We start from the raw sequence: 23,005 nt of genomic DNA, 5'->3' as shown, positions 1-23,005 counted from the left end.
GCTTGCCGGCGATTGGGCCGGTAAATTCAACCCTGCGAGTCGACCACCACCGCCTCGCCAATCGCATAAAAATGCCCACCCGCCACATAGTGCAAGCTGCGCCACTGCGGGTCGGCATGCTCATAGGCCCAGTGCCCGTCCTTGAACACCCGGTCATCCGCCCAGGCTGCCACCACCTCGCCAATGAACAGGTCATAAGTGTTCTGGTTGTGCGGCTCATCGATCACCCGGCACATCAACCAGGCCGAGCAGCCTTCGACCAGCGGCGCCGCATGCCCCCCTACCCGCGCCAGCTCGACGCCGATGCGGGCCAGCTTGTCGGGCTGGTCGAACAGGCTGCGGGTACCGACCTGATGGGTCAGCTGCGCCTGGGCAGCCGTGGGCACCTGGATCACGAACCAGCCACTGCCTTCGACCAGTTGCCGGGTGCGCGCGCTCTTGTCCAGCACCACGGTGACCTTGGGCGGGTCGAAGTCCAGCGCACAGGCCCAGGCCGCGGCCATGACGTTGTCCACGCCCTCATGGCTGGCCGACACCAGCACGGTCGGGCCGTGGTTGAGCAGGCGGTAGGCCTTTTTCAGGTCGACGGCTTGAAAATGGCTGTTCATCGGTGTCCTCGGTCGGCGTGCGTGTAGGCGCGCAATTGTGCCGCATCGACAGGGCTGAAGCATCCTTTCAGCGTCATCAGAAAATTCCTACGCTAAGCTCAGAATCGTCTTACTTGTCGTCGTCACCCACTGAAAACAACATCAGCCCCTGGACGGTACCGGCCTCAGCCCGGCACCAGCGCTCGACCCAGAGGAGGCTCCGCATGCATTCGCACCTCAGCACCACCGCCGAACTGCGCAAGACCCTGCGTGAATTGATGGCCCATGACGTCAGTAACCCCGACGATGACCCACACTTCTCGGGTGTGTTGTTTTTCTGCGCGACCGATGAGCGCACGCGGCAGCTGGTCGAGCGTATCGAGCTGCTGGCCAGCGAAGCGTTCTTCGATGTCTGTGGCCGCGCCGTCGCGCAGCAGATGCGGGCGGCGGCAATCGAGGGGGTGTGCATCAAGCAGAAGCGCAAGGCGTGCGTCGATGAAACGACTATCCGCATTGCCCTGCTCGACAAAGGCTACATCACCGTGAGCACCGCACGCCTGTGAGCGGTGCGGCTTAGCTTCCCGGGCGCGTTCAGCCGTACAGGTAATCGATGTCCTTGTAGGCCAGCGCTGGCACCTGGCCGAGCAGGAAGTCGCGCAACTTGTGCATCTGCCGCGCCTTGGGGCTGGATTTGAGCCAGGTCATGTAATAACCATCGCCGGTGGCAACGGCATGCTTGAACGGCGTGACCAGGCGCCCGGCGCCGAGGTCGGCGGTGGCCAGCACCAGGTCGACCACCGAAATCCCAAGGCCTTGCTGGGCCGCCGAGATGCCCTGGTCGAGGGTATCGAACACCTGGCCCTGGTCGATGTTGATCTCCAACGCATCCATGCGCGCCAGCCAACGGCGCCAGTCGCGGCGGTCCGGGGACGGGTGCAGGATTTCGCACTGACGCAGGTCAGCCAGCTCGGGTTGGGCCCGCTCCATGTAGTCGGGGTGGCAGACCGGAATCAGCCATTCGTCGAACAGCTTGAAGCTCTCGACATCGGCGGGAAAGCGCCCGTTGGCCAGGAGGATGGCGCAGTCATAGGGCTCGGAATAGAAATCCACCGTGTCGATGTCCATCCACACGCTCGACAGCTGCACGCTGCACGCGTCGTCGGCCTTCTTGAAAGCATCCAGCGCCCTGAGCAGCCAGCGCACGGTAAGGGTCGAGGGCGCTTTGAGGCGCAAGCCGTAGCGATCCTGGCGCAACAGCGCACAGGCGTTCTCAATGATCTTGAAACCGACCTTGAGCTCCTGGGCCAGCAGGCGCCCGTGCTCGGTCAGGCTCAGCTTGGGGCCACGGCGTTCGAACAGGTCGCAGCCGAACATGGATTCCAAGGTCTTGATGTGATGGCTGACGGCGCCCTGGGTCAGCGCCAGCTCTTCGGCTGCGCGGGTAAACGACCCATAACGCGAGGCAACCTCGAAGGCACGCAGTGCATGCAAAGCCTGGATCCGTTCCGACATGAAGCCCCCGAAGCATGAGTAAGACTAATAGTAGGTCATAGTTCCACGCGTTTTACAACGTTAAGTGCGTCTCAGAAAATGCAGGTAAATAACAAAGATAAGCCAATAACCTGCCTGCATATCACTCGAACTTTCCGTTCATTAAACGCCTGGGGAAAACATGTTTACGGGTTATGGAAATTGCTATCGCCTGGATGCGCTAGAGCTGACCGCTGAACCTGTGCGGAACACGCGCCACTGGACATACCAGACACTACAACACTTTCGCGACGTGCTCGCCAACCCCGAATTTCCATGCCTGTTCGGGCGCAAGGCGGTAAATGGCGCCACGTGCCATATCCTCTTCGCCCGCGCTGAACAATTGGCCGATGACATCGCCCAGGGCCTGGCCGACTACGTGCGCGACATCGCACCGGTGCCGGTCAAGCAACGCATCGGCAGCCCCCTGGTGGTGTTTCTCGAAACCGCCGCCGACTGCACCCTCGCCGAGCAACAGGCGCTGGCCTGGAAAGTCCTGCGCGGCGTCCATGCGCGTGATCCGCACCCCTGGCCTTCTTCGATCCCCACCGACCCGGACGACACCGGCTGGTCGTTCTGCTACGCCGGTATGCCGCTGTTCATCAACATGAATTTCCCCGGCCACCAGCAGATGAAGAGCCGTAACCTGGGCAAGCACATCACCTTCGTCATCAACCCGCGGGAAAACTTCGACGAAGTGGCCAACGCCAGTACCGAGAGCGGCCAGCGCATCCGCGCGCGCATTCGCGACCGTGTACGCCACTACAACGATGGCGTCATGCCAGACAGCCTGGGCTTCTTTGGCCAGGACGACAACTACGAATGGAAACAATACCAACTGCAGGAAGCAGGCTCGCTCAACCCGTCGCGCTGCCCCTTCCATGCCCACATCCACGCGACACCCGACACATTGACCGAGAACTGACCGTGAATACCGCACTGACTGCTACGTACGCACTGACTGTCCTGCTGCTGATCGCCACGCCTGGTCCTGTGGTGGCCCTGATCGTCAACACTGCTGCGGCATCCGGCTCGCGAAAGGCCATGTTCACCGCCGTCGGCACCAACTGGGCGTCGCTGGTGCTGATCGGCGCCGCGGCCTGGATCATTCTGACCAGCGCGGCCATCGACAAGGCCTGGCTCAGCGGCATGAGCTTGCTGGGGTGCCTGTTCATCGGCTACATCGCCGTGGGCACCTTGCGCGAGTGCCTGCAGGCACCGGCCAGCGAAGCCGTCGAGCAAGCGCCGAAAGCCGGCCGCGGCGGCCTCTGGCAAGGCTTCATGGTGGGGATTTCCAACCCGAAGGACATCATCTTCTTCATCGCCTTCTTCCCGCAGTTCATCCAGATCACCGAGTCGTTCGGCAAGAGCATGGTGGTGCTGTCGCTGCTGTGGGTGTTCATCGATTTCGCCGTGCTCAGCCTGTACATCTTCGCCATCGGCAAGCTCGCCTCGCCGCGCAGCAATCGCTTCATTTCCCTGGCCTCCGGCGTTGCCCTGCTGCTGATCGCCGTCGGCGGCCTGGCCTACAACCTCAAGGAGCTGGCGGGCTGAGGCCACGCCAGAACCAAGGAAGCGCTGATGACGACACTCGACACCGCCGCCTACGGCCAAGGCCTGCGCGCATTGCTGCAGCAGGACTACCAGCGCTTCCTGCAACTGGGCAGCCGCCGCGCGCCCCATAACCTGCATGTTCACGAAAGCGGCTACCGCTCCGGCACCATCAACACCGACGCCCTCGGGCTGCGCTACAGCCATTGCGCCGGCAAACGCTACTCGGCAGCCGAACGCGGAAGCGCAGCGCGCATCAACCTGCTGGTGGGTGGTTCTACCGCCATGGGCATCGGTGCCAGCACCGACGAGCACACCGTGGCTTCGCACCTGTCGATGCTGACCGGGGAGGTGTGGCTGAGCCTGGCGGGCTGCGGGCTCAATGCCAGCCAGGAACTGCTGCTGTTCCTCACCCATCAGCACCGCCTGGGCGAGGTTGGCCATGTGGTGGTGCTCAGCGGGCTCAATACCTTGGCCCATGAAGCCCTGGGCGAAGTGTTGGCCGGCCCGCACGACCCGCACCACGCCAAGGCCCACCAGGCCTACCTTGGCAGCTTCAACGAAGGCATGCCGCCTGTCGGCCCAACCCGGCCGTCGTCCCTGTTGCGACGCCTGGGGCAGGCGCTCCTCCCCCCTCGCCCGGAGCCTCTGCCGGACTGGCTGCTCTGCGCCCCGGAAAAGCGCCTGACACGAGCCGCCGATACGGTAGGCCGCACCCTGCGCCAATGGGACCGGATGCTGGCCGACAGCCACGCCACCCTCACCTTCATCCTGCAACCGCTGCTGCCCTGGTGCCGCGAGACCCTGCCGGCCAGCGAACAGGCGATGCTGACGGCGCTGGAACGGCACCCGAGCAACTTCGACCGCCTGCTGCAAGGCACCTTCGACAGCCAGCTGCACATGGATTTCTTCCGGCGCATCAAGAGCCAGGCCGATCCGGTGCCTTGCTACGACATGAACAGCATGCTCAGCAGCTCTCCGGTATTCGGCGCCGACCTCTTCATCGATCGCCTGCACCTGAACGACCTGGGCAACAATGCCTTGGCCAAGGTGATCACCGCCAAGCTTGGTCTGGCCCAGGAAAAGCACGCCCAGCGCAAGGTCACGCCGATCAAGCTCGTCTGACAAATGCACGCCGGCCTTTCGGTCTAGCTGCTGGCTTGGCTAGAATACCGCGTCGTTCCGATACGCCCGAGGCGCATTTGCATTCCTCATGAAACACCATGCCGTCCTTCCGTACCTGGCTGCGCTGCTCATCACACTAGCGCCGCAGGCAGCGCGCGCGCTCGATGTCCGCATCGACCCGCATGCCGACCTGCTCTATCGCCAGGCCCTGCCGCTGCTGGAAAAGGCCGACAACCAGGACGACAGCGACATCCCCATCCGCACTGCGATTGGCGGCGACCCCGAGCTCAACCGCCAGGGCCAGGCCCTGGCCCGCACCCTGCCAACGGCGGTGGCACTGCTGAAAAAGTCGGTGGAACTTGGCCATCCGGTGGCTCAGTATCGCCTGGCGTTGTACTACACGACCTATCTGCCTGCGGCGCAGATCCCCGATGCCGCCTGCCCGCTGCTGGAAGCAAGCCTGAAGCAGGGGTTCGCCCCGCCGGCGACGGCGATCGCCACCTGGTGCCCACCGTATAACGCCAGCCATGCCTACCGTGAGGCACTGGAAGCGATACCGAGCATGGCGACACTGTATGCCGCGTATTATCCGCAGCCGGCTACCCGCCTGGCGTGCAGCCGCAGCCAGCCGCAGGGGCTGGAAATGCAGTGGGGCCGGCAGCGTGATTACCAGGCCGAGGTGTACCGGCTGCTGGGCGATCTCGACCCGCAGCACCGCCAGACGCTGCTGCAGAAGGCCGTGGAGATCAACGGATGCGTGGCGGCCCAGCAGCGTTTGACCAGCCATCGCTGATCGTTCGGTGCTAGCCGCGACGCGCCAAGGTTCGGCGTCAAACGAGCAAGATCGTTCAAGCCAGCCGCACCGTCCTCTGGCAAGCTGCCCTACCGAGTAACCGTGTCGCAGCCATCATGCCCAGCAATCCCCCCATCGCTCGCCAAGCCTTCCTTCACGGCGCCATCGCCATCCTTCCGCTGTCGCTTGCGGTCGCCCCCTGGGGCCTGCTGGCCGGCTCCATGGCCATCGAGGCCAACCTCAGCCCCTGGGAAGGCCAAGGCCTGTCGGCGATCGTTTTCGCGGGCGCCGCGCAACTGGTGGCCATCGGCATGCTCAAGGGCGGCGCCAGCCTGCTGTCGATCCTGTTGACCACCCTGCTGCTGACTTCGCAGCACTTGCTCTATGGCTTGTCGATGCGCCCTGTGCTGTCCAACCAGCCACTGCGCTGGCGGCTGGGGCTGGGCTTTCTGCTGACCGACGAATTCTTCGCCCTCACCAGCCACTACGACCAACAGCAGTTCAACCGCTGGTACGCCCTCGGCGTCGGGCTGACCTTCTACGTGGCCTGGAACCTGTTCACCCTGGCCGGCATCGTGCTGGGCCAGAACATCCCGCACCTTGACCAACTGGGCCTGGACTTTTCCATCGTCGCCACCTTCGTCGCGCTGATCGCGCCGCTGGTGCGCAACCTCGCCACAGTGGTCTGTGTAGCGGTGTCGCTGTTCTGCTCCGTGCTGTTCAGCTACTGGCACTGGGAAACCGCCTTGGTGGTCGCGGGCCTGCTGGGCATGTCGGCTGGTTTTATCTGTCAGAAGTTTTCCGGAGCTCGCGCATGACCTGGCTACTGATCTTCGCCATGGGCGCCGTGGTGTTCCTCAACCGCTATGCCTTCCTCGAACCGCGCCTGCCGCTGCGCCTGAGCTCCAATGCGCGCCAGTTCCTCGGCTTTGCCGTGCCCGGCATGCTGACAGCCATCTGCGGGCCGATCATCTTCCTGCCCGGTCACCAGTTGGACCTGAGCCTGCTCAACCCGTACCTGCTCGGTGCCCTGGTCGCGGTCGGGCTGGTGCTGTTGACCCGCAGCGTATTGCTGAGCATGCTGGCGAGCATGTTGATCTTCTTCCTGCTGCGCAGCTGGCTGGCATGACTCCGCCCCTGCGCGAACAGACCCACCTCTGGCAAGCGCCCGCCCTGGGCGATGTCGAGATGCTGCACGCACGCTACTTCCAGCAGCGCTTCGCGCCGCATGTGCATGAAGGCTACGTGTTCACCGTGATCGAGTCCGGCGCCCAGCGCTTCTGGCACCGCGGCAGCGAGCACCTGGCGCCGGTCGGCAGCATGGTGCTGATCAACCCGGACGAACTGCACACGGGCGCCACCGCCCATGAGGCCGGTTGGCGCTACCGTGGCTTCTATCCCGAGCATGAGCGGGTCACCCGCGTGCTGGACGAACTGGAGCTGGGCCGCCACGGCATGCCCCACTTCAAGGCCAGCGTGATCCAGGATCCGGCCCTGGCCTCGGCCTTCAGCCAGTTGCACCAGTTGTCGGAGTCGGGCGCCAGCGCCCTCGAGCAGCAGACCGCCTGGCGCCAGGCGGTGCTGGCACTGGTGCAGCGCCACGGCCATTGCCCAGAACCCACGGCCCCCGGCAACGAGCCTGTGGCTGTTGCTCGCGCCCGCGAATTGCTGGAAAGCCAACTGGCGGACCCGCCCTCCCTGGAGGCGTTGGCTGCGGCGGTGAACCTGTCACCCTTCCATTTCGCCCGGGTGTTCCGCCAGGCCACAGGTTTGCCGCCGCATGCCTGGTTGAAGCAGCGTCGCCTGGCCCATGCCCGGGATCTGCTGAAGAAAGGCCAGGCGGCCTCGGAAGTGGCGTTTGCTTTAGGCTTTGCCGACCAGAGCCATTTGAGCCGGCAATTCAAGCAAGCCTATGGCGTGACGCCGGGGGCCTATCGGCAGGCATGCGTTCACCCGTCATTTCCTACCAAGTAGATTATTTATTCGTGTCACGGGCGCGCCCACCGCTGTTCCAATGCATCGGCGCGATCAACAGCATGAAGGTCATCCAGATAAAAGTCATTGGCCCCGCAAGCAGAAAGATCAGACTGGCTACCACCCCTGAAACCGCATCACCGATGACGGCGGTAAAATAATAAAGAGAGAAATTTCTGCCGACTTCATGCTCTTCTGACAGGCACTGAATATTGGTGACGATGGCGATATCGACAAAAGCGCCAATGAAACCAACTGCGAACAGTATCGAAAGAAATAGCCACTTGTTGTACTGGAGCGCAACGGCCGCAAGAAAAAACAGCGCGCCGTATAATGCCCAGTAACGCAGTACCAACCGTGCAGTCGTGACCTTATTGAAGCGGGTGTAGAGCACACCACCCATCACGGTACCTGCCGCAAGCAGCGATAAAACATAGCCAACCGCGACCTCGGAAGCGAAATGTTCCAGCACCGAAGCAGGCAGGATGAAGCGAATCACGGAAATGGCGAACATTGCACAGAACGTCGTGCAACAAATAACTGCAAACAGCGGAGCGTTGCTGGTTTTGAGCTGGCCCACGCTGCGCATCGCATCACGGATCATCACTCGCCCGTCGAAGGCCTGTCCCGCGTTCGAGCTGGAAGGGCCCAGCCTAGCGATACAAAGAGCCGACGAAGCCAGGCATACCGCGAAAAACAAGAAGCTGGCCTCACGAGACAGCATCAGCACGCATGCCGAAAAAATCAACGGCCCGACAATCGATGCTGCATCTTCTATCACCTGGATCACACTATTGACCGATGCAAGGCTCTCCTTTTCGACAATGTCGGGAAAATAAGCACGAAAGGTCGGCACATAAAGGCATTCAAGCGCTGTCATGATCATCGCCAAACCTGTGAGCGCAGGTAATGCAAACATGGACGAGCTATAGAGGGCGAAAAAGGCCAGCGCCAACATGCTCTTGACTGCTTCCACCCACAACAAGGTGCGCTTCTTGTTGCCGGTATCCGCCAGCCAACCACCCCAGGGTGAAAACAGCAAACTTGGTATGTAGTGGAAGAAATACACCACGCCTATGAGAAACAGATCGGCATCTGACATGGATACTACGGCTACCGCAAAGGCGGTTTCAAACGCAAACTCACCACACTTTGATAAGCAGTAAGAGATTACAAGAGGTCGTGTTCTGCGATTAACACTCAAGGCGAGCATGTCAGGTATCCATTGCGGGGGAAAAGCAACCTAAGACGCTCGTTGAAAGTACGCAACAGGCAACGTGTAACAGAACCGCCACAACGAATGAGGAAGAAGAATTTTCTTACACTCATCACCGGAGTTCATAACCTGAAAGCAAGTAAAGTGGCTCTAGAATGCACCCTAAAAACGCTTCACCACATTTCACACTTCCGGCACTGAATCAAATTTAAACATTTTGCGTAATTTTTTCGAAAGGTAGCAGGCTTGCGCTTGCCCCCATTCTTATAGCGAAGTTTCAGAGAGGTCCGAAGCCAGGCAGAAACCCTCTGCTACACTGACAGGGCTAAACGGAGGATCCTGCCATGTCCGAAAGAGAGCTCACCACCCTCCTGTCGCTGATGACCCAGCGCCAAGCCTGCCTGAGCAGTGCCTGCAAGGAGATTGCCGACTGGATCGACCGGCAGGGCGATGTGCCCGCCGCCGGCAAGATCCGCGCTAGCCTGAAGGCGCTGGAGGCTGACGAAGCCCAGGTCCGCAAGACCTTGACCTCGCTGACACTCGACAGGCCTTTGCCACGGTTTCGTAGCTGAATGAACTGGGGCCGCTACGCGCCCCTATCGCCGGCAAGCCGGCTCCCACAGGTACAGCGCAAGCCTTAAGCGCTGTGAAGAACCTGTGGGAGCCGGCTTGCCGGCGATAGGGCTGCGAAGCGGCCCCGGGTGAATCAGTTGAATCAGTGGTTCATGTGCATGTGGTCATGCCCGCCCGCGCCCGCAGTCAGGGCTCGAACTTCTGCCTGCACGTCCAGCGTTTCCTTTGTGCCCTTGGCATCTTCGATGGTCAGGGTCAGCGGTACTTTCTCGCCTTCCTTCACCTGCTGGGTCAGGCCCATCAGCATCACATGGTAGCCATTGGGGTCCAGGCTCACCGGCTTGCCCGCCGGCAGCTCGACCGCCTTCACTTCCTTCATCCCCATCACGTCACCGTTCATGGTCATTTCGTGCACCTGTACGGTCTTGGCCACCGGCGAAGCCACGCCGACCAGCTTGCTGTCGCTGCTGGCGGTCAAGGTCATGAAGGCACCGGTGGACTGCTGGTGCGGCACGCTGGCGCGTACCCAGGCATCGCTCACGGTGGTCTGGGCCAGGGCCGGCAGGGCCAGGCCCATCAATGCCAGAACGGCCAGGCCGCGCTTGATTGGTTGCATCGACATTCAGCAGATCTCCATCAGGGTGCGCAGGTCTTCAGCACATTCCTGGGCGTTCAGGGAATGGCCCAGGCTCAGGCGCAAGGTGCCACGCGTGTCATAGACGTAGCTGGTGGACGAATGGGAAATGGTATAGGTGTCACCGGCCGGGACCTTCTCGTAGAACACCTTGAACTCCTTGGCCACCTCGGCGATTTCCTCGGGGGTGCCAGTGAGCGCGGTGAACGTCGGGTCGAAGGCCTTGAGGTAGGCATCGAGCACTTCGGGGGTGTCGCGTTCCGGGTCCAGGGTGATGAACACCACCTGGAACAGATCGCGGTCGCGTCCCTTGAGCAGCTTCTTGATTTGCGCCGCGCGCGCCAGCGCAGTCGGGCAGACCGCCGGGCACTGGGTGAAACCGAAGAAGATCATCGGCATGCTGCCGTAGAAGCTCGACAGGGTACGCTCGTTACCCTGGGGATCCTTGAGGCGGAACTTGCGCCCGAGGATCTCGTTGCTCATGTTCTTGCCGTACTTGAAATCAAGCCCCCGGGCCGGGTTGCAGCCTGCCAGCAGGCCGAGCCCGAGAACGCCCATCCCGGCGACTACTGCGCGCCGGGTCAACAGATCATTCATGAAACCATCCTTTTCAGGGAAGGTGCCGACCCCTAAAGCGGGCCGGCCGAAAAAACCGGGGCATTCTTGCATGACGCCCAGAGGGGTTCTACCCGACCAAGGCTCAGATGGCCCGCAGCCCTTTAAACACGGGCTGCGGCCAGTTGTCGCAGGGGTTGAAACCGTAACAGTTTGTTGCTAGCAACCATCAAACGCCCATCAGTAGTAGGCGTTTTCTTTCTGGCTGTGGTCAGTCACGTCACGCACGCCTTTGAGCTCGGGGATACGCTCGAGCAAGGTGCGCTCGATGCCTTCCTTCAAGGTCACGTCGGCCTGGCCGCAGCCCTGGCAACCACCACCGAACTGCAGCACCGCTACGCCGTCGTCGACCACATCGACCAGGCTCACCTGACCGCCGTGGCTGGCCAGCCCCGGATTGATCTCGGTCTGCAGGTAATAGTTGATGCGCTCGTTGATCGGGCTGTCTTCGTTGACCATCGGCACCTTGGCGTTGGGCGCCTTGATGGTCAGCTGACCCCCCATGCGATCGGTCGCGTAGTCGACCAGTGCATCTTCCAGGAACGGCAGGCTGACCGCGTCGAGGTAGGCAGTGAAGCTCTTCAGGCCCACCGGCTCGTCGTCGGGTTTTTCTTCGCCCGGCTTGCAGTAGGCGATGCAGGTTTCGGCGTACTGGGTGCCCGGCTGGGTAATGAAAATGCGGATGCCGATGCCAGGCGTGTTCTGCTTGGAAAGCAGATCGGCCAGGTAATCATGGGCGGCGTCGGTAATGGTTATAGCGCTCATGGAAGTTCCTCACAGTCTTGCGGCCAAGTGTACGCCAACCTGGCCCTTGAACAAAGTCCTAGTATTTGACTCGGGAAAGCGCGAACACCGGGTTTTGCTCCCGTGACGCCGCCAGCCAGGCCTGCATCCGCCGGTACAGGCCACGCTCCAGCCATTGATAGCTGAACCACGACATTAGTCCAATGGACGGCACGCACAGGGCGAACACCAGGTAAGGGTTCAAGTGCAGGCGCTGGCTGGCGAACCAGCCGCCATACAGCACCAGCACATGGACCAGGTACACCGAGTACGAGCAGTCGCCCAGCGCCTTGAGCACGCGATTGCCCTGGAAGTACGGCTCCAGGGCGATGAAGGCCAGCACCACCAGCGCGCTGGGCAGGCCCCAGTGCAGCAGGCGCTGGGAAGCGTCGAGATGGTAGAGCGCATAACCCGCCACCGCCAGCAGCGCCAACGGCAGCCACAGGCCTTCGCGCACCAGCCCGCGGCGATACAGCACCCCCAGGCCAATACCCAGCAGGAATTCATAGATGATGTCGTTGCTGTAGAAGCGGCTGAGCACGCCAAGGCGGCCCAGCACCTCGCTGACCAGCAGCAACGCGGCCGTCACCAGCAACAGATGGTGGCGCTGGCGAACCAGGAATGCCAGGCCGAACAGCAGGTAGAAGAACACCTCGAAGTTCAGCGTCCAGCCCACGTTCAAGGTCGGGTACAAGCCGTAGCCTCCGGGGTTCTCCGCGGGGATGAAGAACAGCGACAGGAACAGGTGACGCCAGGCGAATTCCTGATGCGGCATCCATTGGCTGAAGGCCAGCAGCAGCGCCGCCATCAGTGCGGTGTAGAACCAGTAGGCAGGGACGATCCGCAGGGCCCGGTTGAGCAGGAACTGGCGCGGCTCGATGGCTTTGTCACGGGTCGAGAGGTAGATCACCAGCCCGCTGATGACGAAAAAGATGTCGACGCCCACCGCGCCGCGGTCGCTGAGCAGTTGGCCTAGGGGGCCGGTGGCATGGAAGTCGAAGAAGATCTGCATGAAGTGGTGGCAGACCACCACCCAGGCGGCGAACGCCCGCAGTGCCTGAAGCGAATACAGCATGAATTACCCTGCGATTGCCGGTGCATTGAGGCCCGGCGAGCGCTTCGCGCTCGTTCGCCGGCAAGCCGGCTCCCACAGAAACCGCGCCATGCCCAAAACAGCACAGCACCTGTGGGAGCCGGCTTGCCGGCGATTGGGCTGCAAAGCAGCCCCGGACCACCCACCGTTTCCGACCGCAGTGCTTTCGCAAAGGTCAGCCGAACCGATCAGAGGTTCTCGTAGCGGTTCATGTCCAGCACGCCCGCCTCTACCGGCGTGGTCTCCTTGATGTAGGTGTTCAGGTCATGGAAGTAGCGCCAGAACTCCGGATGGCTACGGCGCACGCCCCAGCGCATGACGATGCGCTCGAACTTGTCGGCATCGTCGCGCGCGTACTCCATGTCCTCGACGAACTCCGGCACATCCTTGACCGGAATGTTGAACATGAAGTTCGGATAGCTGCTGAGCACCCCAGGGTACAGGGTCAAGGTATCCAGCCCCGGCAGGTAGCGACGGGCCTCGCCCAGGAGGAAGGCCACGTTGCTGTGCGCCCGGTTGCGCAACAGGCTGTAGACCTGGCGCTGGCCACCCTCGCCTTCGATGCGCAGCATGGTCGCCTCGGGCAGTTGGTTGATCACTTTCAGCCCCGCCGCCGGGCGCGACACCAGACGGCTGAGCGACTGCTCGGCATTGCGGAACGCTTCGCTCATCTGCGGCCGCGAACAGTAAGCACCCTGACAGCGGTTGATCGGATCGGGCGCAGCATTCAGGCTGCCGGTACGCTGCAACAGCTTGAGGCCGAAGTCATGCTTGGGGTCGCGCGGGTCGAGCTTGATGCCGCTCGGCGTGTCGGTGTCGATGTCTTCATAGTCGAGCCACATCTTCACCTTGCCGCTGTTCTGGTACCAGTCGCTGAGGATCGCGCCGCGCTGGCCCGCCGGCATCAGGCGCAGGAAGTTGATCTCGGCGCCGTTGCGGATCAGGTCGAAATACAGGCGTGTCTGCAACTGGTGCGAGACATTGCCGAACACATCGAAGTTGACCGCCAGCTGATAATAGGTGCGCTCGAACAGCGGGTAGTCGAACAACCAAACGGTCTGCGGCACGTCACCGATCAAGCCTTTGGTTACCGAAGCGCTGTCGAAGTGGCGGAAAATGCTCAGCATGGCGTTGTCGTTGCCGGCCCACAGGGTCGCCCAGCCCGGCTCCGGCATATCGGCATAGGCTTCGCGGCGCAGCTTCTCGTACTCGTTGCGCTTGTCGCGGTAGGCGTGCCACAGCGAAAGCACGCTGCCCACGTCATCGATCTGGCCCGGCATGGCCAGCAAAGGCGTGGCCTGGCCACGGTACTCGGCATCGGTGATGTAACGGTCGTGGGCCGGTTCCTGGAACAGCGCCCAGAAGTTGTCGCGAATCACGTCGGTGGCGATCTGCCCCCGGCATACCGGGCCGCGGATAAAGGTGCGCACGAAGTACTCGGCGTTATCGAGCATGAACTGGTAACGCGCCACCGCCGGGATCGCCTCGAAGGTCTCGAACGGATTGGCCCGGTGGCGCGGGCCGTAGCCCGGCAGCGCCGAGGCGTGCCAGTCGCCGGCATAGAACAGCTGCTTCACCCGCTTGAGCTTCTGCGGCCCCATCGGGTAAGTGATGTGGGTCTTGTGCACGATCACGCCCTGCACCGGGATCAGCCGATAGTAGAAATCGGTGCCCGGCGGGTCGTTGGGGCGCCGGGTGGCGATCAGGTCGACCGGCTGGCCGCTTGGCGTGCGCGAACGCACCCACTGGAAGAAGTGGCCCTGATCGCCGCCGACGAAGTAGATGTGCGCCAGGAACAGGTGTTCGTACAGCCAGCGGCCTACCAGTGCCTCGGTCGAGCCTGGGCGATTGAGCAGTTCCTCCCAGTCGGCGATCTGCTTGGCTTCCACCGCGCTGGGCTTGATCGGCTGGTACTCGACCGGCGCGCCCGCTGCCAGCCAGTGCTGCAAGGTCTGGTATTCCTTGTCGGTCAGGCCGGTGACCGCCAGCGGCATGCCCTCTTTCGGGTGGGCGCCGGCATAGGCGTCGAACTCGTGGGGCAAGGGGCACATGTTGTTGCGATTCAGCCCCAGGACGATGTCCTCGGGCAACTTGGCATTGGGGGTGAGTGGCGTCTTGTGCCCCAGCTCGAGCATGCGCGCCATCAGCGCCGCCTGGCTGCCCTGGTTGTCGAGCACCGAATAGAAGCCCTTGCTGCGCCATTGTTCTTCAGTGTGGGCGTCGTAGAACAGCCGCGTGGTGGGCACCGCCTTGCTGCGTTCACCCTGGTACACCGGTACCTTGGTGGCGCCGCGCACCGCCCCTTCGGGGCTTTCCAGCTTGAGCTGGCAGGCGGCGTCGTTGCAGGCGTGGCAGGCCACGCACTTCTCGGTGAAGATCGGCTGGATATCCCGGGTGTAGGAAATTGCCGGGCTCGATTGGGGGGGCTGCCCGAACGCCATGCTGCTGGTCAGCAAGGCAAGGGCGGCAGCCATAAGGCGATGCACCATGTGCCGTAAGTCCTGGTTCTTGAAAGCCATCACGATTGTCTGGTCGTCCTTGGGTGCTGGTGGCTCAACATGAACAAAATTCATGCAAATGGCCGATGCGCCTAAAAACCGCGCAGCTTTGTTATGATTCCGCACCTTCTGATATTTGCCCGACCAGGTAGTTCCTATGTCCGACCGCAGCGCTCGTCTCCAAGCACTCCAGAACGCACTCAAAGAGCGCATCCTGATCCTCGACGGCGGCATGGGTACTATGATCCAAAGCTATCGCCTCGAGGAACACGACTATCGTGGCACGCGCTTCGCCGATTGGCCAAGCGACGTCAAGGGCAACAACGACCTGCTGCTGCTCAGCCGCCCGGACGTGATCGCCGCCATCGAGAAAGCCTACCTCGACGCCGGTGCCGATATCCTCGAAACCAACACCTTCAACGCCACGCAGATTTCCCAGGCCGACTACGGCATGGAGTCGCTGGTCTACGAGCTGAACGTCGAGGGCGCGCGCATCGCCCGCCAGGTCGCCGATGCCAAGACCCTGGAAACCCCCGACAAGCCGCGCTTCGTCGCCGGCGTGCTCGGCCCGACCAGCCGCACCTGCTCGATCTCCCCGGACGTCAACGACCCCGGTTACCGCAACGTCACCTTCGACGAGCTGGTAACCAACTACATCGAGGCCACCCGCGGCCTGATCGAAGGCGGCGCCGACCTGATCCTGATCGAAACCATCTTCGACACCCTCAACGCCAAGGCGGCGATCTTCGCCGTGCAGCAGGTGTTCGAGGACGACGGCATCGAACTGCCGATCATGATCTCCGGCACCATCACCGATGCCTCCGGCCGCACCCTGTCCGGCCAGACCACCGAAGCGTTCTGGAACTCGGTGCGCCATGCCAAGCCGATTTCCGTGGGCCTGAACTGCGCCCTCGGCGCCAAGGACCTGCGCCCGTACCTGGAAGAGCTGTCGACCAAGGCCGACACCCACGTCTCGGCCCACCCCAACGCCGGCCTGCCGAACGCCTTCGGTGAATACGACGAAACCCCGGCCGAGATGGCCGCGGTGGTCGAAGAGTTCGCCGCCAGCGGTTTCCTCAACATCATCGGCGGTTGCTGCGGCACCACGCCGGGCCATATCCAGGCCATTGCCGAAGCCGTGGCCAAGTACAAGCCACGTGAAATTCCGGAAATCGCCAAGGCTTGCCGCCTGTCGGGCCTGGAACCGTTCACCATCGATCGCCAGTCGCTGTTCGTCAACGTCGGCGAGCGCACCAACATCACCGGTTCCGCCAAGTTTGCCCGACTGATCCGTGAAGAGAACTACACCGAGGCCCTGGAAGTCGCCCTGCAGCAGGTCGAGGCCGGCGCCCAGGTGATCGACATCAACATGGACGAAGGGATGCTCGACTCCCAGGCCGCCATGGTCCGCTTCCTCAACCTGATTGCCTGCGAACCGGACATCTCGCGCGTGCCGATCATGATCGACTCGTCGAAGTGGGAAGTGATCGAAGCGGGCCTCAAATGCATCCAGGGCAAGGGCATCGTCAACTCAATTTCCATGAAGGAAGGCGTCGAGCAGTTCAAGCACCACGCCCGCCTGTGCAAGCGCTACGGCGCCGCCGTGGTGGTGATGGCCTTCGACGAGGTCGGCCAGGCCGACACCGCCGCACGCAAGAAGGAAATCTGCCAGCGCAGCTACGACATTCTGGTCAACGAAGTGGGCTTCCCGCCGGAAGACATCATCTTCGACCCGAACATCTTCGCCGTCGCCACCGGCATCGAAGAGCACAACAACTACGCCGTCGACTTCATCGAAGCCTGCGCCTTCATCCGTGACCACCTGCCCCATGCGCTGAGTTCCGGCGGTGTGTCCAACGTGTCGTTCTCGTTCCGCGGCAACAACCCGGTGCGCGAAGCGATCCACTCGGTCTTCCTCTATCACGCCATTCGCAACGGCCTGACCATGGGTATCGTCAACGCCGGCCAGCTGGAGATCTACGACGAGATCCCGGCTGCGTTGCGCGAGAAGGTCGAGGACGTGGTGCTCAACCGCACCCCACATGGCACCGACGCGCTGCTGGCCATTGCCGACGACTTCAAGGGCGGCGGCGCGGCCAAGGAAGTGGAAAACGAAGAGTGGCGTTCGCTGCCGGTGCAAAAGCGCCTGGAGCACGCGCTGGTGAAGGGCATCACGGCGTTCATCGTCGAAGATACCGAAGAATGCCGCCAGCAATGCGCGCGCCCCATCGAGGTCATCGAAGGCCCGCTGATGAGTGGCATGAACGTGGTCGGTGACCTGTTCGGCGCCGGCAAGATGTTCCTGCCGCAGGTGGTCAAGTCCGCTCGCGTGATGAAGCAGGCGGTGGCCCACCTGATTCCGTTCATCGAAGCGGAGAAAGGCGACAAGCCCGAGGCCAAGGGCAAGATCCTCATGGCCACGGTCAAGGGCGACGTGCATGACATCGGCAAGAACATCGTCGGCGTGGTACTGGGCTGCAACGGTTACGACATCGTCGACCTCGGCGTGATGGTGCCGGCCGAGAAGATCCTGCAGACCGCCCGCGACGAAAAGTGCGACATCATTGGCCTGTCCGGCCTGATCACCCCGTCGCTGGACGAGATGGTCCACGTCGCCCGCGAAATGCAGCGCCAGGGCTTCAACCTGCCGCTGATGATCGGCGGCGCCACCACCTCCAAGGCGCACACAGCGGTCAAGATCGAGCCCAAGTACAGCAATGACGCGGTCATCTACGTCACCGACGCCTCGCGCGCGGTGGGCGTGGCGACCCAATTGCTGTCCAAGGAACTCAAACCCGGTTTTGTCGAGAAGACCCGCCAGGACTACGTCGAAGTCCGCGAGCGCACCGCCAACCGCAGCGCCCGCACCGAGCGCCTGAGCTATGCCCAGGCGGTGGCGACCAAGCCACAGTACGACTGGGCCAGCTACCAGCCGGCGGTCCCCTCCTTCACCGGCGTCAAGGTGCTGGAAAACATCGACCTGCGTACCCTGGCCGAGTACATCGACTGGACCCCGTTCTTCATTTCGTGGGACCTGGCCGGCAAGTTCCCGCGCATCCTCACCGATGAAGTGGTCGGCGAAGCCGCCACGGCGCTGTACAAGGACGCCCGTGAGATGCTCGACAAACTGATCGACGAGAAGCTGATCAGTGCCCGTGCCGTGTTCGGCTTCTGGCCGGCCAACCAGGTGGCCGATGACGACATCGAAGTGTATGGCGAAGACGGCCAGACCCTGGCCACCCTGCACCACCTGCGCCAGCAGACCATCAAGCCCGAAGGCAAGGCCAACCTCTCCCTGGCCGACTTCGTCGCACCCAAGGGCTGCGGCGTCACCGACTATGTGGGCGGCTTCATCACGACCGCCGGCATCGGCGCCGAGGAAGTGGCCAAGGCCTACCAGGACAAGGGCGACGACTACAGCTCGATCATGGTCAAGGCCCTGGCCGACCGCCTGGCCGAAGCCTGCGCCGAATGGCTGCACGAACAGGTGCGCAAAGAGCATTGGGGTTATGCCCGTGACGAGCACCTGGACAACGAGGCGCTGATCAAGGAGCAGTACAGCGGCATCCGCCCTGCCCCGGGCTACCCGGCCTGCCCGGACCACACCGAGAAGGAAACGCTGTTCCGCCTGCTCGATGGCACGGCGATCGGTGAGACCGGGGCCAGTGGTGTGTTCCTGACCGAGCACTTTGCGATGTTCCCGGCGGCGGCGGTCAGTGGCTGGTACTTTGCCCACCCGCAGGCGCAGTACTTCGCCGTAGGCAAGGTGGACAAGGACCAGATCGACAGCTACAGCGCGCGCAAGGGGCAGGATGTGAGCGTGAGCGAGCGCTGGTTGGCGCCTAACCTTGGGTATGACAGCTGAGATCGCTGGGGCCGCTTTGCGGCCCTTTCGCGACACAAGGCCGCTCCTACAGGATCACGCGACTCCCTGTAGGAGCGGCCTTGTGTCGCGATGGGCTGCGCAGCAGCCCCAATGCCCACCTACACTGTCCCTGATTGCCTCCGATTTCCTCAGGAGCCCCCATGGACGATTCCAGCCAAGGCAAGCCCCCCACCTTCTGGCAGATGCTGCACAGCATCCTCGCCGCCGCCTTCGGCGTGCAAAGCGGCAAGAACCGCGCGCGCGACTTCACCCACGGCAAAGCCAGCCATTTCATCGCGCTGGGCACGCTGTTCACCCTGGTATTCATCCTGGTACTGATCGGCCTGGTGCAGCTGGCCCTGCACCTCACCGCCCGCTAGAACGCAATCCGCCCGCGAAATTCCCTTCCGCGGGCGGCTCAGGTTGCATCACGGTCTAGAAAACAAGGTGCTACTGGTGGCTGACCCAATACACGGCAGTGACCACCACCAGAACGATCAAGCAAAGGATCGCCCAGGCATCGACACTGCTGTCAGCTTTGCGGACCTTGGTAGAGTTTCCCATTGCATTGCCTCTTGTAGTGGTTATGGGAATGCACTTCACCACCAGCAGTTAAGACGAGCCATGCCCTTTGCTCAAGCAGGGTCTTTCAATAGTCGACGGGTGACGCAATAAAAGGATATTGGTAGTTCGCCGGCTGTCCTTCGGCACTGTAACGCTGAAAATCGACCCCGTAGTCGTCCTTTTCCAGCAACTTGAGCCAGCGCCGGGCCTTGGCCTGGTCGATCGACTGCAACACCGGCAGCACATGCTCGGACCGACCGTCACGGTTGATCTGCACCCCCTGCGCGTGGTCATGCAGCATGACCATGGCCCAGCCACCGACACTGAAATGCCCGGCCATCAGCACCCCCAGGCGCCCGTCGATCCGGGCGCGCAGCGCTTCGGGCGAGCTGTTGACCGCACTGAACACCACGTCGCGCCCCGGCTTGCGCCCCGCCGCTTCGAACGCCTGCATGGCGCCAAAGGCCATCTCGTCATTGGCCGACCACACCAGCTTTGTATCCGGGTAGCGCTGCAGCAACTGCTGCGCCTGCTCGAAGGCACGTTGCCGGTTCCAACCGCCGTACACCACCTGGCGCAAGCGTACCTGAGGGAAATCGGCCAGGGCCCGGCGCATGCCTTGCTCGCGCAGCTGTGAGGCCGGTGTGGTCTTGACCCCGGCAAACGCCACCAGGTCGATCGGTTCGTTGCTGCGCGGCAGCAAGGCCACCATCTGGTGCAGCATCTGGTAACCGGCCTGTTCGTCATTGCTCGTCAGCGTGCCCAACAGCTGCGCGTATCGGCCAGGTTGCGCCTCGATGCTGTGCGCCTGGCCTGCGGTCAGTCCATTGTTGACCAGAAACAGCTTGACCCCGGTACCCTGGGACAACCGGATGATCTCCGGCGCCACGTACTGCTCGTTGACCAGCACCAGGTAATCCGGCCGCTGCGGCCCTTCGAGAACGGCTCGCGCCTGGCTCAGCGCGCGCTCGGCATTGCGCTCGCTGTACTCCACCCGCAGGGTCATGCCCAGGTCATCGGCAGCCGCCTGCATGAAGCGCGAGTAGCTGAGCCAGAAGGTTTCAGTGGGTTGCCCGGGGTTGAGGAACACCACCGAAGCAGCCTGTGCCGTGGCTGCCAGTGGCAAGCTCAGGCACAAGCATTGGCACAGCGCCTTGAGCATGCGGTCAACCCCTTGTAAAAAACGCGGGATTATAAGCGCCGACGAACAAATGCCAGTCAGTCTCAGTTAGTTCGTTTGGTTCTTTTCATATGCAAAAACATCACTTTAGCGCATAACCCCAACCTGATATCGTTCCCCGGCTCCGAACTGGAGTGCGCGGCCGTGCGCGCGAATTGCTGCATGCAGCCTGAGACAGGACTTTTATGTACGTATACGACGAGTACGATCAGCGGATCATCGAGGACCGCGTCAAGCAGTTCCGTGATCAGACCCGCCGCTACCTGGCCGGTGAGCTGAGCGAAGAAGAATTCCGCCCTCTGCGCCTGCAGAACGGCCTCTATATCCAACGTTTCGCGCCGATGCTGCGCGTCGCTGTGCCCTATGGCCAGCTGAACGCTCACCAGGTCCGCACACTGGCCAAGATCGCTCGCGACTACGACAAGGGTTACGCCCACATTTCCACCCGCCAGAACGTGCAGTACAACTGGCCGGCCCTGGAAGACATCCCGGACATTCTTGCCGAGCTGGCCACCGTGCAAATGCACGCGATCCAGACCAGCGGCAACTGCCTGCGCAACACCACCACCGACCAGTTCGCCGGTGTGGCCGCAGACGAGATCGTCGACCCGCGCCCGTGGTGCGAGATCGTCCGCCAGTGGACCACCTTCCACCCGGAATTCGCCTACCTGCCGCGCAAGTTCAAGATCGCCATCAACGGTTCCAAAGAAGACCGCGCCGCGATCGAGGTGCACGACATCGGCCTGGAGCCGGTGCGCAACGCCGCTGGCGAGCTGGGCTTCCGCGTGTTGGTCGGCGGTGGCCTGGGCCGTACCCCGGTGGTCGGTTCGTTCATCAACGAGTTCCTGCCGTGGCAGGACCTGATCAGCTACCTGGATGCCATCCTGCGCGTGTACAACCGTTACGGTCGCCGTGACAACAAGTACAAGGCGCGGATCAAGATCCTGGTCAAGGCACTGACGCCGGAAGTGTTCGCCGAGAAGGTCGAGGCCGAAATGGCCCACCTGCGCGGCGGCAGCTCTACGCTGACCGAAGAAGAAGTGCAGCGCGTCTCGCGCCATTTCGTCGACCCTGAGTACCAGGCCCTCGACAACGTCGACTACAGCGCCCAGGACGCCGAAAACCCAGGTTTCGCCCGCTGGCGCTCGCGCAACACCCGTGCCCACAAGCGCCCTGGCTATGTCGCCGTGACCCTGTCGCTCAAGCCGACCGGCGTTGCCCCGGGCGACCTGACCGACAAGCAGCTGGACGCCGTGGCCGACCTGGCCGAGCGCTACAGCTTCGGCTTCCTGCGTACCTCGCACGAGCAGAACATCATCCTTGCCGACGTCGAGCAGCGCCAGCTGCACGCCCTGTGGCTGGAGCTGCGCGAGTCGGGCTTCGCCACGCCGAACATCGGCCTGCTGACCGACATCATCTGCTGCCCGGGCGGTGACTACTGCTCGCTGGCCAACGCCAAGTCGATCCCGATCGCCGAATCGATCCAGCGCCGTTTCGACGACCTGGACTACCTGTTCGACATCGGCGAAATCGACCTGAACATCTCCGGCTGCATGAACGCCTGTGGCCACCACCACGTCGGCCATATCGGCATCCTCGGGGTGGACAAGAAGGGCGAAGAGTTCTACCAGGTGTCCCTGGGCGGCAACGCCGCGCGCGACGCGAGCCTGGGCAAGATCCTCGGCCCGTCCTTCGCCCAGGACGCCATGGCCGACGTGATCGAAAAGCTGATCGCCGTGTACGTGGAACAGCGTACCGAGGAAGAGCGCTTCATCGACACCTACCAGCGTATCGGCATCGACCCCTTCAAGGAACGCGTCTATGCAGCGAATCATTAAGAACAATCAGATCGTCGACGAAACCTGGCACCTGCTGCCCAAGGAAACCACCCTCGACGAGCTGACCAACTGCGACGACTACATCGTCCCGCTGCACCTGTGGCGTGACCATGCCCACGTGCTCAAGGCCCGCGACGGCGGCCTGGGTGTGTGGCTGGACAGCGACGAAGAAGCCGAAGAAATCGGTGACGACGTGCAGCACTTCCAGGTCATCGCCCTGAACTTCCCGGCCTTCACCGACGGGCGCAACTACTCCAATGCGCGCCTGCTGCGTGACCGCTACCAGTTCAAGGGTGAGCTGCGCGCCATTGGCGACGTGCTGCGTGACCAGCTGTTCTTCATGGCCCGTTGCGGTTTCGATGCGTTCGCCATCCGTGCCGACAAGGACCCGGAAGATGCACTGCAGAGCCTGAAGGACTTCTCGGTGACCTATCAGGCCGCCACTGACGAACCGCTGCCGCTGTTCCGCCGCCGCTGATCGTTGTGCCACATGGCCCACCCTTCGGTGGGCCATGTGCTTTCTGTTGCAGCGTTCAGGTTTGTTGCCGGCCTGCCGATATCAAGGTTTAGCCTTGATGATCAGTAA

General features: G+C 62.5%; 22 protein-coding genes. 13 read left to right on the top strand and 9 right to left on the bottom strand.

Features of this window, described 5'->3' with window-relative positions; all coding sequences use genetic code 11:
- Positions 1–26 precede the first annotated feature (26 nt).
- Positions 27–608 carry a flavin reductase family protein gene (locus ACIPZG_RS09030; protein WP_400712482.1) on the bottom strand — a complete coding sequence of 194 codons (582 nt, stop codon included), beginning with the start codon at positions 606–608 and terminating at the stop codon, positions 27–29.
- Between the two features lie 203 nt (positions 609–811).
- Between ACIPZG_RS09030 and ACIPZG_RS09025 the strand changes: the two genes are divergently transcribed.
- The gene (locus tag ACIPZG_RS09025; protein ID WP_008095875.1) at positions 812–1,150 is read left to right on the top strand and encodes a hypothetical protein; all 339 of its coding nucleotides are present in this window, start codon (positions 812–814) and stop codon (positions 1,148–1,150) included.
- 28 nt (positions 1,151–1,178) lie between these two features.
- Here ACIPZG_RS09025 and ACIPZG_RS09020 read toward each other — a convergent pair whose 3' ends face one another.
- The gene (locus ACIPZG_RS09020; RefSeq protein ID WP_008095869.1) at positions 1,179–2,099 is read right to left on the bottom strand and encodes a LysR substrate-binding domain-containing protein; all 921 of its coding nucleotides are present in this window, start codon (positions 2,097–2,099) and stop codon (positions 1,179–1,181) included.
- Positions 2,100–2,259: 160 nt separating this feature from the next.
- Between ACIPZG_RS09020 and ACIPZG_RS09015 the strand changes: the two genes are divergently transcribed.
- From ACIPZG_RS09015 to ACIPZG_RS08985, 7 genes are all read left to right on the top strand, one after another.
- Entirely contained in the window at positions 2,260–3,042 is a 783-nt protein-coding gene (locus tag ACIPZG_RS09015) for a YqcI/YcgG family protein (protein WP_400712479.1), read from the top strand.
- A 2-nt stretch (positions 3,043–3,044) separates the two neighbouring features.
- On the top strand, positions 3,045–3,671 hold the full coding sequence (locus ACIPZG_RS09010; protein WP_400712476.1) for a LysE family translocator: 627 nt from the start codon (positions 3,045–3,047) through the stop codon (positions 3,669–3,671).
- Positions 3,672–3,698: 27 nt separating this feature from the next.
- Positions 3,699–4,793 carry a hypothetical protein gene (locus ACIPZG_RS09005; protein ID WP_400712473.1) on the top strand — a complete coding sequence of 365 codons (1,095 nt, stop codon included), beginning with the start codon at positions 3,699–3,701 and terminating at the stop codon, positions 4,791–4,793.
- Between the two features lie 88 nt (positions 4,794–4,881).
- Positions 4,882–5,586, top strand: coding sequence for a sel1 repeat family protein (locus ACIPZG_RS09000; RefSeq protein WP_400712470.1), 705 nt, complete (start codon positions 4,882–4,884; stop codon positions 5,584–5,586).
- A 116-nt stretch (positions 5,587–5,702) separates the two neighbouring features.
- Positions 5,703–6,404, top strand: coding sequence for an AzlC family ABC transporter permease (locus ACIPZG_RS08995; protein ID WP_008095857.1), 702 nt, complete (start codon positions 5,703–5,705; stop codon positions 6,402–6,404).
- Positions 6,401–6,715, top strand: a complete 315-nt coding sequence (locus ACIPZG_RS08990; RefSeq protein WP_008095856.1) for an AzlD domain-containing protein — start codon at positions 6,401–6,403, stop codon at positions 6,713–6,715. The genes ACIPZG_RS08995 and ACIPZG_RS08990 overlap by 4 nt, the downstream gene beginning before the upstream one ends.
- A complete protein-coding gene (locus tag ACIPZG_RS08985; protein WP_400712467.1) occupies positions 6,712–7,560 on the top strand; it encodes an AraC family ligand binding domain-containing protein in 849 nt (282 codons plus the stop codon). The genes ACIPZG_RS08990 and ACIPZG_RS08985 overlap by 4 nt, the downstream gene beginning before the upstream one ends.
- Before the next feature lies 1 nt (position 7,561).
- On the opposite strand, the gene ACIPZG_RS08980 is transcribed toward ACIPZG_RS08985, so the two are convergent.
- Positions 7,562–8,773, bottom strand: a complete 1,212-nt coding sequence (locus ACIPZG_RS08980; RefSeq protein ID WP_400712464.1) for an MFS transporter — start codon at positions 8,771–8,773, stop codon at positions 7,562–7,564.
- 347 nt (positions 8,774–9,120) lie between these two features.
- On the opposite strand from ACIPZG_RS08980, the gene ACIPZG_RS08975 reads away from it, so the two are divergent.
- Positions 9,121–9,348, top strand: a complete 228-nt coding sequence (locus tag ACIPZG_RS08975) for a hypothetical protein (protein WP_016393610.1) — start codon at positions 9,121–9,123, stop codon at positions 9,346–9,348.
- Positions 9,349–9,491: 143 nt separating this feature from the next.
- Here the strand turns inward: ACIPZG_RS08975 and ACIPZG_RS08970 are convergent, their stop codons facing one another.
- The 5 genes from ACIPZG_RS08970 to ACIPZG_RS08950 all read right to left on the bottom strand — a co-directional run bounded on the left by ACIPZG_RS08970 (position 9,492) and on the right by ACIPZG_RS08950 (position 14,963).
- A complete protein-coding gene (locus ACIPZG_RS08970) occupies positions 9,492–9,971 on the bottom strand; it encodes a copper chaperone PCu(A)C (protein WP_008095850.1) in 480 nt (159 codons plus the stop codon).
- The gene (locus ACIPZG_RS08965) at positions 9,972–10,580 is read right to left on the bottom strand and encodes an SCO family protein (RefSeq protein ID WP_008095847.1); all 609 of its coding nucleotides are present in this window, start codon (positions 10,578–10,580) and stop codon (positions 9,972–9,974) included.
- 198 nt (positions 10,581–10,778) lie between these two features.
- Complete coding sequence (nfuA, locus tag ACIPZG_RS08960; protein WP_008095845.1) at positions 10,779–11,363, bottom strand: Fe-S biogenesis protein NfuA; 585 nt, start codon at positions 11,361–11,363, stop codon at positions 10,779–10,781.
- Between the two features lie 58 nt (positions 11,364–11,421).
- Positions 11,422–12,456 (bottom strand): acyltransferase family protein, encoded by a 1,035-nt coding sequence (locus ACIPZG_RS08955; protein WP_400712461.1) that lies wholly within the window; start codon positions 12,454–12,456, stop codon positions 11,422–11,424.
- Between the two features lie 206 nt (positions 12,457–12,662).
- Entirely contained in the window at positions 12,663–14,963 is a 2,301-nt protein-coding gene (locus tag ACIPZG_RS08950; protein WP_400712458.1) for a fatty acid cis/trans isomerase, read from the bottom strand.
- Positions 14,964–15,129: 166 nt separating this feature from the next.
- On the opposite strand from ACIPZG_RS08950, the gene metH reads away from it, so the two are divergent.
- Entirely contained in the window at positions 15,130–18,837 is a 3,708-nt protein-coding gene (gene metH, locus ACIPZG_RS08945) for a methionine synthase (protein WP_400712455.1), read from the top strand.
- 161 nt (positions 18,838–18,998) lie between these two features.
- Positions 18,999–19,217: a DUF2970 domain-containing protein gene (locus ACIPZG_RS08940; protein ID WP_008098865.1), complete on the top strand. Its 219-nt coding sequence runs from the start codon at positions 18,999–19,001 to the stop codon at positions 19,215–19,217.
- A gap of 269 nt (positions 19,218–19,486) precedes the next feature.
- Here ACIPZG_RS08940 and ACIPZG_RS08935 read toward each other — a convergent pair whose 3' ends face one another.
- Positions 19,487–20,563: an ABC transporter substrate-binding protein gene (locus ACIPZG_RS08935; protein WP_400712452.1), complete on the bottom strand. Its 1,077-nt coding sequence runs from the start codon at positions 20,561–20,563 to the stop codon at positions 19,487–19,489.
- A 203-nt stretch (positions 20,564–20,766) separates the two neighbouring features.
- On the opposite strand from ACIPZG_RS08935, the gene ACIPZG_RS08930 reads away from it, so the two are divergent.
- Complete coding sequence (locus tag ACIPZG_RS08930) at positions 20,767–22,419, top strand: nitrite/sulfite reductase (RefSeq protein WP_400712449.1); 1,653 nt, start codon at positions 20,767–20,769, stop codon at positions 22,417–22,419.
- The gene (locus ACIPZG_RS08925; RefSeq protein WP_008098847.1) at positions 22,403–22,897 is read left to right on the top strand and encodes a DUF934 domain-containing protein; all 495 of its coding nucleotides are present in this window, start codon (positions 22,403–22,405) and stop codon (positions 22,895–22,897) included. The genes ACIPZG_RS08930 and ACIPZG_RS08925 overlap by 17 nt, the downstream gene beginning before the upstream one ends.
- The last annotated feature ends 108 nt before the right edge of the window (positions 22,898–23,005 follow it).

Source organism: Pseudomonas sp. NPDC089395, assembly GCF_044749525.1.
In the GTDB taxonomy this organism is placed as follows: Bacteria; Pseudomonadota; Gammaproteobacteria; order Pseudomonadales; family Pseudomonadaceae; genus Aquipseudomonas.
This window is presented reverse-complemented; position numbering and strand designations above follow the sequence as displayed.

Coding starts and splice junctions, on each gene's coding strand:
- ACIPZG_RS09030 (WP_400712482.1), bottom strand. CDS start 608: ATGAACAGCCATTTTCAAGCCGTCGACCTGAAAAAGGCCTACCGCCTG.
- ACIPZG_RS09025 (WP_008095875.1), top strand. CDS start 812: ATGCATTCGCACCTCAGCACCACCGCCGAACTGCGCAAGACCCTGCGT.
- ACIPZG_RS09020 (WP_008095869.1), bottom strand. CDS start 2,099: ATGTCGGAACGGATCCAGGCTTTGCATGCACTGCGTGCCTTCGAGGTT.
- ACIPZG_RS09015 (WP_400712479.1), top strand. CDS start 2,260: ATGTTTACGGGTTATGGAAATTGCTATCGCCTGGATGCGCTAGAGCTG.
- ACIPZG_RS09005 (WP_400712473.1), top strand. CDS start 3,699: ATGACGACACTCGACACCGCCGCCTACGGCCAAGGCCTGCGCGCATTG.
- ACIPZG_RS09000 (WP_400712470.1), top strand. CDS start 4,882: ATGAAACACCATGCCGTCCTTCCGTACCTGGCTGCGCTGCTCATCACA.
- ACIPZG_RS08995 (WP_008095857.1), top strand. CDS start 5,703: ATGCCCAGCAATCCCCCCATCGCTCGCCAAGCCTTCCTTCACGGCGCC.
- ACIPZG_RS08990 (WP_008095856.1), top strand. CDS start 6,401: ATGACCTGGCTACTGATCTTCGCCATGGGCGCCGTGGTGTTCCTCAAC.
- ACIPZG_RS08985 (WP_400712467.1), top strand. CDS start 6,712: ATGACTCCGCCCCTGCGCGAACAGACCCACCTCTGGCAAGCGCCCGCC.
- ACIPZG_RS08980 (WP_400712464.1), bottom strand. CDS start 8,773: ATGCTCGCCTTGAGTGTTAATCGCAGAACACGACCTCTTGTAATCTCT.
- ACIPZG_RS08975 (WP_016393610.1), top strand. CDS start 9,121: ATGTCCGAAAGAGAGCTCACCACCCTCCTGTCGCTGATGACCCAGCGC.
- ACIPZG_RS08970 (WP_008095850.1), bottom strand. CDS start 9,971: ATGTCGATGCAACCAATCAAGCGCGGCCTGGCCGTTCTGGCATTGATG.
- ACIPZG_RS08965 (WP_008095847.1), bottom strand. CDS start 10,580: ATGAATGATCTGTTGACCCGGCGCGCAGTAGTCGCCGGGATGGGCGTT.
- nfuA (WP_008095845.1), bottom strand. CDS start 11,363: ATGAGCGCTATAACCATTACCGACGCCGCCCATGATTACCTGGCCGAT.
- ACIPZG_RS08955 (WP_400712461.1), bottom strand. CDS start 12,456: ATGCTGTATTCGCTTCAGGCACTGCGGGCGTTCGCCGCCTGGGTGGTG.
- ACIPZG_RS08950 (WP_400712458.1), bottom strand. CDS start 14,963: ATGGTGCATCGCCTTATGGCTGCCGCCCTTGCCTTGCTGACCAGCAGC.
- metH (WP_400712455.1), top strand. CDS start 15,130: ATGTCCGACCGCAGCGCTCGTCTCCAAGCACTCCAGAACGCACTCAAA.
- ACIPZG_RS08940 (WP_008098865.1), top strand. CDS start 18,999: ATGGACGATTCCAGCCAAGGCAAGCCCCCCACCTTCTGGCAGATGCTG.
- ACIPZG_RS08935 (WP_400712452.1), bottom strand. CDS start 20,563: ATGCTCAAGGCGCTGTGCCAATGCTTGTGCCTGAGCTTGCCACTGGCA.
- ACIPZG_RS08930 (WP_400712449.1), top strand. CDS start 20,767: ATGTACGTATACGACGAGTACGATCAGCGGATCATCGAGGACCGCGTC.
- ACIPZG_RS08925 (WP_008098847.1), top strand. CDS start 22,403: ATGCAGCGAATCATTAAGAACAATCAGATCGTCGACGAAACCTGGCAC.